At 61.3% G+C, this 14,770-nt stretch carries 13 protein-coding genes; 4 read left to right on the forward strand and 9 right to left on the reverse strand.

Annotation, left to right across the window (positions count from 1 at the left end; all coding sequences use genetic code 11):
- Positions 1 to 419 precede the first annotated feature (419 nt).
- Entirely contained in the window at positions 420 to 2,015 is a 1,596-nt protein-coding gene (locus BLT65_RS30360) for an EAL domain-containing protein (protein WP_091784784.1), read from the forward strand.
- An 84-nt stretch (positions 2,016 to 2,099) separates the two neighbouring features.
- A complete protein-coding gene (locus tag BLT65_RS30365; RefSeq protein WP_244186766.1) occupies positions 2,100 to 3,902 on the forward strand; it encodes a sensor domain-containing diguanylate cyclase in 1,803 nt (600 codons plus the stop codon).
- Positions 3,903 to 4,053: 151 nt separating this feature from the next.
- On the opposite strand, the gene BLT65_RS30370 is transcribed toward BLT65_RS30365, so the two are convergent.
- The 9 genes from BLT65_RS30370 to BLT65_RS30410 form a co-directional block, all read right to left on the reverse strand.
- Positions 4,054 to 4,443 (reverse strand): BON domain-containing protein, encoded by a 390-nt coding sequence (locus tag BLT65_RS30370; protein WP_042308874.1) that lies wholly within the window; start codon positions 4,441 to 4,443, stop codon positions 4,054 to 4,056.
- Positions 4,444 to 4,473: 30 nt separating this feature from the next.
- On the reverse strand, positions 4,474 to 5,619 hold the full coding sequence (locus BLT65_RS30375) for a porin (protein WP_042308876.1): 1,146 nt from the start codon (positions 5,617 to 5,619) through the stop codon (positions 4,474 to 4,476).
- A 103-nt stretch (positions 5,620 to 5,722) separates the two neighbouring features.
- Positions 5,723 to 7,351 (reverse strand): 3-(methylthio)propionyl-CoA ligase, encoded by a 1,629-nt coding sequence (locus BLT65_RS30380; protein WP_091784790.1) that lies wholly within the window; start codon positions 7,349 to 7,351, stop codon positions 5,723 to 5,725.
- Between the two features lie 2 nt (positions 7,352 to 7,353).
- The gene (locus tag BLT65_RS30385) at positions 7,354 to 7,749 is read right to left on the reverse strand and encodes a Rieske (2Fe-2S) protein (RefSeq protein WP_091784793.1); all 396 of its coding nucleotides are present in this window, start codon (positions 7,747 to 7,749) and stop codon (positions 7,354 to 7,356) included.
- Between the two features lie 39 nt (positions 7,750 to 7,788).
- Positions 7,789 to 8,349 carry an RBBP9/YdeN family alpha/beta hydrolase gene (locus tag BLT65_RS30390; protein WP_091784907.1) on the reverse strand — a complete coding sequence of 187 codons (561 nt, stop codon included), beginning with the start codon at positions 8,347 to 8,349 and terminating at the stop codon, positions 7,789 to 7,791.
- A 20-nt stretch (positions 8,350 to 8,369) separates the two neighbouring features.
- Positions 8,370 to 9,218 (reverse strand): TauD/TfdA dioxygenase family protein, encoded by an 849-nt coding sequence (locus BLT65_RS30395; RefSeq protein WP_091784796.1) that lies wholly within the window; start codon positions 9,216 to 9,218, stop codon positions 8,370 to 8,372.
- A gap of 10 nt (positions 9,219 to 9,228) precedes the next feature.
- Complete coding sequence (locus tag BLT65_RS30400) at positions 9,229 to 10,209, reverse strand: quinone oxidoreductase family protein (RefSeq protein ID WP_042308903.1); 981 nt, start codon at positions 10,207 to 10,209, stop codon at positions 9,229 to 9,231.
- A 76-nt stretch (positions 10,210 to 10,285) separates the two neighbouring features.
- Positions 10,286 to 11,605 carry an MFS transporter gene (locus BLT65_RS30405; RefSeq protein ID WP_042308905.1) on the reverse strand — a complete coding sequence of 440 codons (1,320 nt, stop codon included), beginning with the start codon at positions 11,603 to 11,605 and terminating at the stop codon, positions 10,286 to 10,288.
- Positions 11,606 to 11,751: 146 nt separating this feature from the next.
- The gene (locus tag BLT65_RS30410; protein ID WP_042308908.1) at positions 11,752 to 12,807 is read right to left on the reverse strand and encodes a beta-keto acid cleavage family enzyme; all 1,056 of its coding nucleotides are present in this window, start codon (positions 12,805 to 12,807) and stop codon (positions 11,752 to 11,754) included.
- A 206-nt stretch (positions 12,808 to 13,013) separates the two neighbouring features.
- On the opposite strand from BLT65_RS30410, the gene BLT65_RS30415 reads away from it, so the two are divergent.
- Complete coding sequence (locus BLT65_RS30415; RefSeq protein WP_042308910.1) at positions 13,014 to 14,015, forward strand: AraC family transcriptional regulator; 1,002 nt, start codon at positions 13,014 to 13,016, stop codon at positions 14,013 to 14,015.
- 278 nt (positions 14,016 to 14,293) lie between these two features.
- Positions 14,294 to 14,764, forward strand: a complete 471-nt coding sequence (locus BLT65_RS30420) for a MaoC family dehydratase (protein WP_091784799.1) — start codon at positions 14,294 to 14,296, stop codon at positions 14,762 to 14,764.
- Positions 14,765 to 14,770: the final 6 nt, after the last annotated feature.

Here is a 14,770-nt window from a genome sequence, read left to right on the forward strand (position 1 = left end):
TCACGTTCAGGGAGACCGCATCATGTTTATACGGAATTGAAGGCCGTTGACCACCATCGGCAGGTCCAGCTCCTTGCTGCTTCTGGCCAGCAAGGTTTAGCGGCATGCCGGAGACTGCCGCGCCAACCCAGTCGATCATGTCATGGCGCCGTCCGAACAACCGTAAGTCAGGTCAAGAATAAGTCTGGCACGCGCGTGCTGGTATTGGACCTTGGTCCAATACCACCGGGCGCGACAGTCAATGATTTCAGCGTCCCGAACGTGTTTCGTCGAAACGGCACAGGGTTAGGTGCATTGAAAAAATAGCGCCGGATACTATGATTTACGCTGACATCACGATGCCGCGCGTTCGACCGCGATCGGACGGCAGCGTGTCATGCGCGTTCCCCTCCGCGTTTGTCCACAACAGGACTTGCCAGATGATCAAGCGACTGTCGATCGTTTCGGCTTCCATTGCGCTTGGTTGCCTTGCTTCCTTGGCGCCAGTACTGACCAGCATCTATATCGCGGAAGAAGACGCCGAACGTCGGGAACAGGACGACCTGCGGGAATTCGCAGCGAAAGCCGTCATGCGCGCGGAGCTCGTTTCCTATCAGGCACTGGCCGCCATCGCCGACATGGAGGCGACGCCCGGCGCGCCCTGCTCCTCCGCCCACATCGCGCAACTTGCCCGTGTGATCTTCAACTACCGGTACGTGCAGGATGCGGGCGCTTACGGCGGCGGCCAATATTTGTGTTCACCGCTTTTGGGCGACGTACGGGAGCAGCATCTGACGGTGCCTGAGCCTGACCGGCGCAGCAACGACGGCTTTCTGATCTGGTACAGGCATAAAAGTCCACTCAGCAATACGCGCCAGGATATTCAGGTGGGTCGTAACGGCAATTACGTTTCGATCGACAGCCAGTCTTACGTCGATCTGATCGATCCGGCACGAAGGCCGATCGCCGTGTTTAGCAGCGACACCAACGCGCTTCTGGCGTTGTCGACCGGTGCAGATTCGGCCGATATGCTCAATGCCTGGCAACAGGCGGGAAACGTCAGCAGCGACCAGTGGCACTATGCGATTGGCCGTTCGGCAACCCTGCCTCTCGCCGTGGTAGTTAAATCCCCGCGTCGTAGCCTGCTTGGCAACTGGACGGGATTGCTTGGCATGTGGCTCTCGATTGGCGTTGTCGTGGGTGGCCTGTTCGGCTGGCTTTCGTTCAGGAAGATCTCACAACAACTCTCCTTCCCGTCGACGCTCGATTGGGCAATTGCTAGCAAGCGGATCGACGTGTGTTTTCAGCCCATCGTCAGGCTCGCGGACGGCGAATGCGTCGGCGTAGAAGCGCTGGTCCGATGGAAGTTGAACGGGCGTAACATCTCGCCCGAAATCTTCGTTGCAGTGGCCGAGCAAAACGGCCTTATTCAGCCATTGACGGATCTCGTACTGGACAAGACGATTGACGAACTATCGACGCTCCTGCGCTCGCGCCCGTCGTTCTACGTTTCCATCAACGTGAGCGGTGAGGATTTGCAAACGCGTCGCTTCCTGGATGTTCTCACCGCTAGACTGAGAGGAACAGATATCCGTCCCGCGCAGATCAGGATTGAATTGACTGAGCGCATCTTCCTGGATGCCGACACGACGCGGCAAACCATAGCGGCGTTCAGAAACGCCGGCCACCCGGTGTATATCGACGACTTCGGAACCGGATACTCCAGCCTGTCGTATTTGCAAACCTTCAAGATCGACGTCCTCAAAATAGACAAGTCGTTTATCGACACCATTGCACAGGATGCGGCATCGAGCATCGTCGCGCCTCATATCATCAGGATGGCACACGAGCTAGGTGTGGAAATACTGGCGGAGGGCGTGGAGCACGATGCCCAGGTCGATTATCTGGTGGAGAGAGGCGTGCAGTACGGACAGGGCTGGCTGTTCGCAAAGGCGATGCGCAGCAAGGAACTCATCGCCTGGCTCGGCGAACCCAGAACGCAGCTTGAGCCGATGAAACAATGCGACGACCGTTGAAATGCAGTGAATGCGGGCCCCAGACCTTGGCGAACTATGCGGCGATCATTCAACACGACTGTTAGCTGGTCGCTTAAACCCGTCATGCGCAAGTCGTGGCTGCGCAAAGCGTTGCCCGTATTTGCCGTGCTGGTTGCTTCAAATATCGCGGTCAATATCTACCAGTCCTTGCATGACTTTCGGGCGGTGGATCAACAGGTCGCGCAGCGTCTGGATGTACAGACTGCTCTTATCCAACGGCTGGTCGAAGACCGCCTCCGCGATCTCAATGGGATGATGGCTGTCACGCGAGCCCTGATCGACGCAGACAACCTCACCGACAAATCTCTCCACGACGTGACCGACACGCTAAAGGAGTCGCTAGGCGATGCATCGATCGTCGTGTTTGACGGGAATGCGCGCCTCGTCGCTGGATCTCGCCCCGGCGTCCGCAACGAAATATCGAACCTCACCACCATCCTGGATACGGTACGCGCGGACCCCGCTACCCATCTCTGGCTACCCGTTGTGTGGAGGCAGAGCGGCGCGCTGGTGGTAGCAGAAGGCCATCGCAACCGGGCGGGGAAATTGGATGCCATCGCGGTCTATCTGATTCCCCTCGAACAGCACCTGCTCGAAGGCGTGAAGCTGGTGAACGGCACCGCGATCATATTGAGCGACAACGAGCATCGCGTTATCGCGCGCTATCCCCGCTATTCCGGATTGGCAATCGGGCAAGAACTCGTTGAAGACAATGCTGCTCGCCAGGGACCCATCCCGGGCACTCACTATGCGCGCTGGACTTTTGACCTGAACGAGCGCCTCGTCGCGACGCGCAGGATAGTGTTGGGACCGGCCGCCGGGTACTGGACACTGGACGTCGGTTACGCCGTCAGCAGCTACCGCGACAGTCTGCGGAACAGCATATACATCAATCTCGCCGGAACTGCACTGCTCCTTCTGATGTTGGCGGGCGGCGTGCTGCTTATCTACCGCGAGCACCGTCTGCAGCATCGAATCGAGAGATTTGCGGGCACAGTATTGACCATTGTTCAGAACATGCCGACACCCGTCACGATCGTCGACATTGAAACGGAGAATATCGTGCTGGCGAATGAAGCGCTGCTTGCACTATTTGGCGCCGTAGCCGGCAAAGGCCAGCCGTTTTCCCGGCTCTTTGTCGATGCTGCCAGTTGGACGCGAGTGCGTGAAGTCGTTACCGACGAGCCCGTTCCTCTTCTCACCCGTGACGGAATCCGGCAAATGCTCGTGCATTGCACCCGGCTTCGAACAGGTGATAAAGGAGATGAACCGGATTCACTGCTCGTCACACTGGTGGATATCACCCACCAACATCAACTGCTTAAGCAACTTCGGACAGAAGCCGACTTCGATGCGCTGACCGGGCTCGCCAATCGCCGGTATTTCGCAAAAGCGGCCGAAAAAGCAGTCGAACACGCACGACGTCATCACCGGCCGCTATCCGTTCTGGCATTGGACCTGGATTTCTTCAAACGCGTCAACGACACGTGGGGACATGCGGCCGGCGATCGCGTGCTTCAGGTGACCGCCCGGTCGTTCGAGAATGCACTTCGCGAAGACGATCTGGCGGCCAGGCTTGGAGGCGAAGAGTTTGCCGCGATACTGCTGGATACCGATCTCGAACAGGCGCGAACGATCGCCGAACGCATTCGTATCGCCGTGCAGGACACGCCTGTATCGCTCGAATCCGGAGCTACCGTTTCGCAAACGCTGAGCATCGGCATCGCCCTGTACGATGAGAACGAAAGCGATCTCAGCGCAACACAGGAACGGGCCGACGCAGCGTTGTACGCAGCCAAGAATCACGGACGCAACTGTGTTCAGATCTGGGTGCCTGACACAACCGCGCCCTTGAATGAAGGGTAGCTTCTGCGCCTCGGCCCGGAACTGGAAGCGTCGATCGCGAACCGCCTGTTTCAAACGGCTCGGCCTGAAGCAAGAGGCGAAGCGGACTTCAGTAACGATTGCGGCCCGCTACTCCGACTCACACACCGTCACCGCCACCGACCAAGACCGCCTACATCCCGCCAAAAGGCTTCTTCACGGTCAGCTTGTTGGTCACCGAAGTCACGCCCGGCACGCCCTTCGTGATCTCCACGACCTTGTCGATCTGCGATGCATCGGTAACCGAGCCGTTCAACGTTATCGCGCCGTCTTTCGCCGTGATGCCGATATTCCCGGCGCTGATCTCCTTTAGCTTTCCAATGGCGGCATACACTTTCCGACGCAGCGCTCGATCGGCTTTCCTTCCGGTAGCCGGTGCGGCTGCACCGGACGCCGTCATCGAGGATGCGCCCGGCACGCTGGCCGGTCCGCTTGCTGGCTGACCCGACTGGGGCCATGCATTCATGGACGCTGCGACGAACAATACCGCGACGGCCAGTTCAACTACGTGATTGTTTTTCATCGAATACTCCCGTTGATCTTTGTGGTGGACTCAGAACGTATGGCGAATACCGACCATTGCCGCAGTGGTCGACTCTCCCGGCGCAACCGGCGCACCGTAGATGATCGTCTGGTTCATGGTCCCCTTGTTGTCGACATAGCCGACCTGCGCGTAGGCCTTGGTCCGTTTGGACAGGTTGTATTCCGCGCCCACTGCGAATTCGCTCGAGTGGTTCGCTGAATTGTTCCGGTCCTTCAGGTAGTAGTAGCCGGACGTGACCTTGAGGCTAGGGTTGAACTGGTAGCCAAGGCCGCCCGATATCATTTCGAAATCGGCAGTATTGCTTTTTGCCGGATTCTTGCCGATGCCGTACGACGCGGATATCGAAAACCCGCTGATCGTGTACATCGCGCCGAAATAGTAGAAACGGTTGTTGGCGAGACCTGTCGCGGGCACGGCGGGAGCGGCCGGATACGTCAACGGGAACGGATTGGTATCGTGTCCGTTGTAGTACACGGCAGACAGATTCAGACCGTAGTTCGAATATTTGAGCACGGCGGATTCACGCGTACCGCCCTGGAACTGACCGGCGACGCCGCCCGGCGCGTACTCGAGCGCAAGCGAAGCACCATAAAATTTCGGCGAGTTGTAGACGAGCGCATTGCTGTCATACAGGGCGCCGATCGGGGCGTTGGTGCTGGTGCCGGGCCAGCCGGCCGCCTGATTGATGCCCAGCCATGCGGTCAGGATACTGCCGAAATACTGCGCGCCGCGCACGTCGGTTTCAGCCATCGCGTAGATCATCGGGATGATCTGCCGGCCGGCGTCGAACGCTCCGAACGGGCCGGATACGCCGACCGTCGCAAACTGGTTGAAGATCGCGGTCTGGCCCGGCGTATCGGCGAGACCGAACTTGCCGTTCGTGGAGTTGAACACGCCCTGCAGCTTGAAGTTGATCTTGTAGCCGCCGCCGATATCCTCGCTTCCCTTGAGCCCCCAGAAGCTGGCGTAGATACCGCCGTCCTTGAGCTGATACACGTGGCCGAGGTTACGCGCATGCGGCTGAAACGTCGCCGCCGACGTGCTCTGATACAGCATCCCGGTATCGATGACGCCATACAGCGTGACCGACGATTGCGCATGGGCTGCCGTGGCGAAAATCGCCAGCGCAGCAGCGCAGCATGACTTCAGTTTCATTCCGTCTCCTCTGCTTCTATAAGTGCCGGGATGTTCCCGGTCGTTTATTGATTGATTGATTGATTGATTGATTGATTGAACGCGTGCCTCTCAGGTTCGCGTGTCAGGCCGTCAGGTAGAAGTCGCCGAATTGATCTCTTAACTGGTTCTTGAGCACCTTGCCGGTTGCACCGATAGGAACCGTATCCACGAACACCACCGCGTCTGGCTTCCACCAACGCGCAATGCGTCCGTCAAGGAACTCCAGCAATCCGTTCGCGTCCAGCTCGCTTCCCGGCTTCTTCACGATCAGCAGCAACGGCCGTTCGTCCCATTTCGCGTGCCGCGCGGCAATGCAGACGGCAGTGGTCACATCGGGGTGCAGGCACGCGACGTTTTCGATGTCGGCCGAACTGATCCATTCTCCGCCCGACTTGATGACGTCCTTGCTGCGATCAGTGATCTGCATAAAGCCGTCGGCGTCGATCTTTGCGATGTCGCCTGTCGGAAACCAGCCGTCGCGCAGCGGCGACTGGCCTTCGCTGCCGAAGTACTCCCGCGCGACCCACGGACCGCGCACCATCAGGTCGCCCGCCGCGATGCCGTCCCACGGCAACGCGTTGCCTTCCGCGTCGACGATCTTCATGTCGATGCCGAACACCGCGCGCCCCTGCTTCGCCTGGACCGCGTAACGCTCGCTGACAGGCAGCGAAAGCTGATGCGCCTTCAGACTGCAGACCGTGCCGACCGGGCTCAATTCCGTCATGCCCCACGCATGCAGGACCTCGACGCGATGAGACTCCCTGAATGCGGCTGCCATCGCGGTCGGACACGCGGCACCACCGACGATCGTACGCCTCATATGCGAGAACTCGCCCTTGATCGCGTCGACGTGTGCGAGCAGTCCCTGCCAGACTGTCGGCACACCCGCCGACAACGTGACCTGCTCGGCTTCGATCAGTTCGTAGAGCGACTTGCCGTCGAGCGCCGGCCCGGGAAACACCAGCTTTGCGCCGACCATGCACGCGATATACGGCAATCCCCATGCGTTCACATGGAACATCGGCACGACGGGGAGAATCGCATCGCGCGCCGAACAGTTGAGCGAATCGGGCAACGCGGCCGCATAGGTGTGCAGCACGGTCGAGCGGTGGCTGTACAGCACGCCCTTCGGATTGCCCGTGGTGCCCGACGTGTAGCACAGCGACGAGGCGCTGTTCTCGTCGAGCAGCGGCCAGTCGAATACATCATGATGAAGATCGATGAGATCCTCATAGCACATCAGCATCGAGGACAGACCATGCGTGGGGGGCATGTGCGCCCGATCGGTCATCGCGACAAAAATCTTCGGGCTTTTCACGCGCGCGGCGACGCTCTCGATCAACGGCAGGAACGTGAGGTCGAAGAACACGACGCGATCCTGCGCGTGTTCGATGATGTACGCGAGCTGATCGACATGCAGGCGTGGGTTGAGCGTATGCAACACGGCGCCCGATCCCGACACGGCAAAGTAAAGCTCCATATGGCGGTAGCCATTCCATGCGAGCGTCCCTACCCGTTCGCCTTGCTCGATGCCGAGGGCGCTAAGCGCATTGGCCATGCGGCGTGCGCGTTGCGCGAGGTCCCGGTACGAATAACGGTGAATATCCCCTTCGACGCGTCGCGACACGATTTCCTGGCCACCGTGATGACGCTCCGCATGCGTGAGCAGCGACGCGACCAGCAGCGGCTGCTGCATCATCAAACCTTGCATTGTTACTTCTCCTGTCTCGTTGCGCAGTGCTGCGCTTCCGGTTGCCCTGCTGCATTGCCGCCTGTCCCGTTCGCGAGCACTGCGTTCTGTTCGTCGAGATTCAGGACCAGCTTCGAATCGACTGTCTCGACAGCAAACTTGATGAGGCTCAAGCCGCCCGTTCCGGGCGTACACCCCGTGCGCAGATCGAAGCGCAGGCCGTGTGCGGGACAGCGCAACACGTGCCCTTCCAGCTGACCATTCCCGAGCGACGCGCCGTTGTGCGGGCACGCGTCGTCGATCGCGTAAATCGCACCGTCGACGTTGAAAACCACGATGCACCGACCGTCGACGAATACCCGCCTGCGCTGGCCCGGCTCGATTTCGCCGGCAACACCCATCCCTACCTGACGTGACATCGCAGGCTCCTTTTCTTGCCAAATGAGGTAACAGTCAGCTCAGAGCAACTCGCGGATCAGCGTCGTCGCCATCGGCCATTCGCCAAAGCCCGCAGCGGGATTGAGGTGACCGACTTCGCCGAGATCGACGAGACGGCTGCCCCAGTCATGCGCCATCGCTTCCACACGCTCGAACTTCGCGAGCGGATCGTTGCGGCTCGCGCCGACGATGCTCGGAAACGGCAGCCGTTCGCGCGGAACGGGATGCCAGCCATTCACGGCGAGCGCATCGAAAGTCGGATAGCCGGCCGGCAGCGGCGTTTCGAGGTCGGCGGGCGCGGCGAGCAGCGCACCGTGAATCTTGCGGTTGTGCTGCCTCGCCCAATGCACCGTGATCATCACGCCCGCGCTATGCGCCACCAGAATCACCGGGCCGTCGATCTTCGCGAGCGCCGCATCGAGTGCCGCGACACGCGCCGCGCAACTGAGCCCGTCGTATTCGAGCGGCGGCACGGAAGCCGCGTTTGGCAACGCCTGTTCCAGCAGCGTTTGCCAATGCCCGGCGACGTGATCGCGCAAGCCCGGCACGATCAGAATGGTGGGTGTGATAGCGAGAGTCATGACGACGTTGCCTTTTCCCTTCAATACGGCTTGTCGCCGATGATCCCGGCACGCTCCATCTTGCGATGGCACGGCGCGTAGTCCATCACCGCATAGTGTTGCGTGCTGCGGTTGTCCCAGATCGCGATGCTGTTCGGCTTCCAGCGCCAGCGCACCTGGTACTCGGGTAGGTAAGCCTGGCTGACCAGATAGCGCAGCAGATCGCCCGCGCCAGGATTCGCGTCCTGCCCGAAGCGCACCCGTGCCGGCGTGTGATAGTTGGTGAAATGCGTGGTGAAAGCATTCACAAACAACACCTTCTCGCCTGTTTCAGGGTGCGTGCGCACCACCGGGTGCTCCGCGTCCGGGAATTGCGCCTTCAGTGCGAGGCGTTTCTCGATGGGCATCGCGGCGCCGAAACTCGCCTCGATACTATGGCGGGCACGCAAGTCCGCGATCTGCGTCTTGACGTGCTCCGGCAGGTTCTCGTAGGCGAGGACCATGTTCGCCCACATCGTGTCGCCGCCCACGGACGGACACTCCACGCAGCGCAGCACCGCGCCGAACTGCGGCGCTTCCCGCCAGGTGGCGTCGGCGTGCCACGCGTTCTCGTAGCGGTCGTTGGGCTGGTCCGGATTCTTGTAGATGCGCACGAGGCCCGGATGATCCGGATCGCTGCCGGCGACGGGATGATCTTCCAGTTCTCCGAACCGGCGCGCAAACGCCACATGCTCGGTGCGCGTGATCTCCTGGTCGCGCAGGAACACCACGCGGTGTTTCAGCAGCGCCGCGCGGATTTCCGCAAACAGGCCGTCATCGTGGATCGCATCGGCGAGATGCACGCCCGTCAGCTCGGCGCCGATCGTACAGGTCAAAGGTTCGACTCGCATGGCTTGCTCCTCAGATGACGAAGACCGACGAGCCGGTCGTCTTGCGCGCTTCCAGGTCACGGTGCGCTTGCGCCGCGTCCTCGAGCGCGTAGCGCTGGTTGAGCTCGATCTTGATCCGGCCCGCGGCGATATGCCCGAAGATTTCGCCTGCCAGTTCGTCCTTTTCGGCGGGGTCGGCGATATAGTCGGCCAGCGCCGGGCGCGTCATATACAGCGAGCCCTTCACCGCCAGCATCTGCGGATTGAACGGCGGGATCGGACCCGACGCCGTACCCACGCAGACCATCAGACCGCGACGCTTGAGCGAATCGAGCGAAGCCTCGAAGGTATCCTTGCCGACGCTGTCGAACACCACGTTCACGCCTACGCCATCCGTCAGTTCGCGCACGCGCTTCGCAACATTCTCCCGGCCGTAGTAGATGACGTGGTCGCAGCCATGCGCACGGGCAATCTCACCCTTGGCTTCCGTCGAAACCGTGCCGATCACGGTCAGGCCCAGCAGCTTCGCCCATTGCGACACGATCAGCCCGACGCCACCCGCAGCGGCATGCAGCAGAATGACGTCGCCCGCCTTGAAGTCGTGGATGCGGCGCATCAGATACGACGCGGTCAGGCCGCGCATGGTCATGCCAGCAGCCGTTTCGCAGGAGATCGCATCGGGCAGCTTGATGAGCGGACCTGCGGGAACCAGGCGTTCGGTGCTATAGGCGCCAAGCGTATTGACGAATCCAGTGTAGGTCACGCGATCGCCCACCGCGACGTTCGTCACGCCCGGGCCAATCGATTCGACCACGCCCGCCGCCTCGACGCCCATGCCTGCAGGCAGTGGGACCGGGTAGAGGCCGCTGCGGAAATACGTGTCGGCGAAATTCAGGCCCACTGCCTCGTGACGCAGGCGGACCTGCCCCTGGCCGGGATCGCCCACTTCAACGTCCTCGTAGCGCAAGACTTCGGGACCACCCGTTTCATGGAAGCGCACTGCCTTTGCCATGTTGAATCTCCTATCCATTACTCAACTGCGAATTAGTTTTGGCGCGCGGCGTAACGCACGCGCTGCCATCGGTCAATCAGTGTGCGGCCTCTTCGCGCAGCGTATTCAGGCGATCGAGATCGCTCGCGTAATTCCGCTTGCCGATAAAGAACGCGATAGCTGCAATGAGCGGCGCAAACGGCACGAGTTGCAATGCACCAAGCAGTCCGAGCCGGTCGGCAACCAGGCCCGTGAGCACGGCGGCGGGTGCCAGACCCAGCAGGTTGTTCGCGAGCGTCAGGGTCGCAAACGCCGATGCGTGAATCGACGGGGGCGTGAGGTTGGCCACCATCGCACCCGACGGGCCGCTCGCCCCTGCGCAGAAGAACATACCCACGCCAATCACGATCAGTTGCAACGGACCCGCAGGCATGCGAAAGCCGATCACGAGCAGGGTGAAGCACGCCAGGCAGAAGGCAATCGCGGCGCTCCACTTCCGTTCGCGTCCACTCTTGCTGAGCCGGTCGGCGAGACTGCCGCACACCACCATGCCAAGGCCCGTCACCAGCACGAACACTGCCGCGCTCGTCGCGGCCTTGCCGATGGGCATGCCGTAGTAGCGATTCAGGAAACTCGGCATCCACGCCCACACAGCGGCGGGAACCAGCAGATGGACCCCGCTGCCGACATAGGCGCACACGACGGACTTCGTCGAGAACAGCCCCTTCATCAGCGCGCGCAGGCTCATCCGCACACCGAGCCCTTCCGCCTTGTTCAGGCTTGCCGGCTGCAGCAGCGCGAGACGCTTTTCGGTAACGACAAGCCGGTAGACGATCACCAGCACGATCCCCATCGCCGCCATCGCGCCAAACGCCATGCGCCAGCCCATCTGGGCCGCAACCGCGCCGCCCAGGGCCATGCCCAGCACTGAGCCGAACGCCCCGCCCGCCATGAACGTGCCCGTCAGCGTGGAGCGCAGCCGTGCGGGGAAAATGCTCAGGACCACTGCGATCCCGACACTGCCGTAGGCAGCTTCGCCGATACCGACGAACGCCCGCGCCAGCAGCATCTCGCCATAGTTCGTCGAGATCGCGCAGCCCAGCGTCGCGAGACTCCACATCGCGGCCATCAGGACGATGCTCTTCACGCGCCCCCAGCGGTCGGCAAGCACCGACAGCGGAAAGGTGAGCACGCCGACCATCAGCGCGACCACGCTGCTCAGCGAACCCAGCCGGGTATCGGACAGGCCCCATGTGGCCTTGAGCAACGGAAACACGGCGTTCAGCACCTGCCGCGACATGTAGTCGGAGAGCAGCAGCCCGACCGTCAGGGCGAATACGATCCAGGCATAGCCGCGTACGTCGGCCTGTGTGACGGGTACATTGCCCGCCGTGGGTTCGGCATGCTGCATGAGCATGATGTGTCTCCTCTGTCCCGCTTGATAGCGGCCGTCTTTGCCCGCAGGGCACAGCAACCGCTTATGGATATCGCAACTCGCTCCCCGGCGCTAACCGGGGAGTTCCGCCTTTTACGACAATCGACGCCTCACCTGCACGCCTACCGTCACGCCGCGCGCAGCGGCAGGTTCCTGACGCCCGTCTCGCGGTTCGGCGCCATGCCGTTAGCCGCGAGCGTCTCATCGGCCGTCTCGTACTGCACGCCGATGCGGTAGATCTCGCGTGCTTCCTTGCCGGTGGCAATTTCGCGCCCGAGTTCGCGCGCGACACGCACGCACTGCTCGATCTGCTGCACCGACGTGAAGCGATTGCCGTGCTGGTCGATGATCGTGTCTTCGATACCGCAGCGAGGATGCAGGCCCATCGACATTGCCATCATGTTGAACGGCAACACGTTCTTGAGCAACGACTCGGCAGTCAGCGTGCAGCCATCCGGCGCGCGATGAACGAAATTGAAGAAATTGAACGGGTTCGGACCGTCGAAGCCGCCGCCGATGCCGATCCACGTCAGGTTCAGCGGCCCCTTGTAGACGCCCTTGCGCACGAGGCGCTCGAGCGTTTCGAGCGCGTGAATACCCGTGAGCTGGAAGTGCGGCTGAATGCCCGAGGCCTGCAGGCGGCGCAGATGTTCCTCGACCCATGCCGGGCCCGCCGGCACGGTCATCTCGCTGTAGGCAGCCATGAACGCCGGATTGGACAGCGACGTGCCTGCCAGGTATTCCGGATAGAGCAACTCCATGATGTTCATTTGCGTCGTGTTGATCGCGACCGTCACCTGGTCCGGCTTCGGGTCGAGATCGGCCAGCATGTGACGCGTATCGTCGGAGAGCCACTTCGCGGCCTGTCCGTCGTTTTCCGGTGCAAACGAGATCGAACCGCCCACCTGGATGATCATGTCGGGCACGGCGGCGCGCACACCCGCGATGAGTTCGTTGAACTTCGACAGGCGCTTCGAGCCCTTGCCGTCCAGTTCGCGCACGTGCAGGTGAAGCACCGTGGCGCCGGCGTTGTAGCAATCGACGGCCTTCTGGATCTGCTGGTCCATCGTCACCGGAATGTCTTCCGGGAAGTCAGCCGGCATCCATTCCGGACCATACGGGGCGGTGGTGATAACGACCTTGTCCTGGTTCTCCGGGTGGAGCGAATCGTCGAGAAACTGCATCTTTGATCTCCGATGTGGGGTGATGGCCTTCCGGTGTCGCGTCGTATCAGCGAAAACACCAGAACCGATATCCGCACAGTACGGGAATCACGCGCTACACTTTTGTGATTGGGCGCCATTGTTTTAGCGTTGCATGCCACTCCGTGAAAACACCTAGCCTGTTGCAGGCGCGAGCTGGCCGCCTACACGTTCAAACGGGAGTAGCGATGGAAACGATGCTGCGGTCGGTAGCGATGGGCGGCTATTTCGATGTGACACGGCGGCTCGGACTGAACCCGTTCGAGCTCGTGCAGCAGGTCGGGATCGATGCGGCAGCGCTCGCCAATCCCGACGATCGCGTGCCGGCCGCCGCATGCTGCCGGCTCATCGAACTGACGGCCGATATGGCGTCTTGCCCGACCTTCGCCCTGCAAATGGCGGAAACCCGCCAGAAGTTCGGGACGGGCGTGGTCAATATCCTGCTCGCCCACAAACGCACATTGCGCGAGGTGCTGCTCGCTGCAGCCGAATACCGGCATCTGCTCAACGAAGCGCTGGCCGTCTACGTTGAGAACGCGGGCGACACGGTCACGATCAGGGAGGAACTCGTCGTTGAACCGGGTACCCCGACAAAGCAGGCGATCGAGCTGGCGGTGGCCGTCCTCGCGCGCCACGCCAGCGCGCTGCTCAGCGACCACTGGAAGCCGCGCACTGTCCATTTTGTTCATGCCGGACCCGCCGACCTGACGTTTCATCGACGCTTCTTCGGCTGTCAAATGCAGTTCGGAAGCGACTTCAACGGCTTCGTCTGTGCGGCGGCCGATCTCGACTACCCGAATCCTGCCGCTGATCCAGAACTTGTGCGATACGCCGAAAGCCTCGCCACGCCGATGAACGCGGCGAGTGACGACTCCGCCGCGCTCGAAGTGCGCAAGGCGATTTACCTGCTGCTACCGCTCGAGCAAGCCACGGTCGAACTGGTTTCGCGTCAGCTGGGTCTGAGCGTACGCACCATGCAGCGTCAGCTTGAATCGGCTGAGACCAGCTTCTCGACGCTCGTCGAGGAAGTGCGGCGCGAACTGGCCGTGCGCTATATGAGCAATCCACGTTATCCGATCGGCCGGGTCTCAGCACTGCTGGGCTATTCGCAACAGGGCTCGTTCACGAAGTGGTTCACTTCGCAATTTCGTATGACGCCGCGTGACTGGCGAAACAGCCGGTCGAAATGACGATACCGCCGACCCGGTCATCACCCGCGTCGGTTTCCACCCGGAGCATTGATCTCGACGCACTGGCGCACGCCAGCGCGCGACGCTCCCGCATTGCCCTGATGGCCAGCATGGCCTGCTTTGTCACTGCAACGGCAGGTTTGGACACGGGCATCGACAGACCCTGACAGTACGATAGCAGGCACGACAAACCGCTCGGACTAACCGAACGATGCAGCTCCATGACGTGCCGAGACACGATGAAGGTGGGGAATGCACGCCGGCAACTGGATAAACGCATGAACGACCTGAACGGTTACGACTACGAAGACCTGCAGCCTGGCATGAGCGCCAGCTTTGCCAAGACCATCACCGAGGCCGACATTCTGTTGTTCGCTGGTGCGTCGGGCGACATGAACGCGGTTCACATCAACGAGCAATTTGCGCAGACGACACCCTTCAAGGGACGCATCGCGCACGGCATGCTCACCGCGAGCATCATCTCCGCGACCATCGCCGGCCGGTTGCCGGGTCCGGGCACCATCTACCTTGGGCAGAATCTTCGATTCAAGGCTCCCGTACGCCCAGGCGACACGGTACACGCAGAAGTGACCATCAAGGAACTGATCCCGGAAAAACGCCGCGTGGTGATGTCGACGGTCTGCACGGTCGGCGGCAAGGTCGTGATAGAAGGCGACGCGCTCGTCATGCCCACTTCGCGCGACGATCTGGGCAAGACATCCGCGGAACTTTCAGTGAATAAAAGGTAATGGTCG

The organism is Paraburkholderia steynii, assembly GCF_900100565.1.
GTDB lineage: Bacteria > Pseudomonadota > Gammaproteobacteria > Burkholderiales > Burkholderiaceae > Paraburkholderia > Paraburkholderia terrae.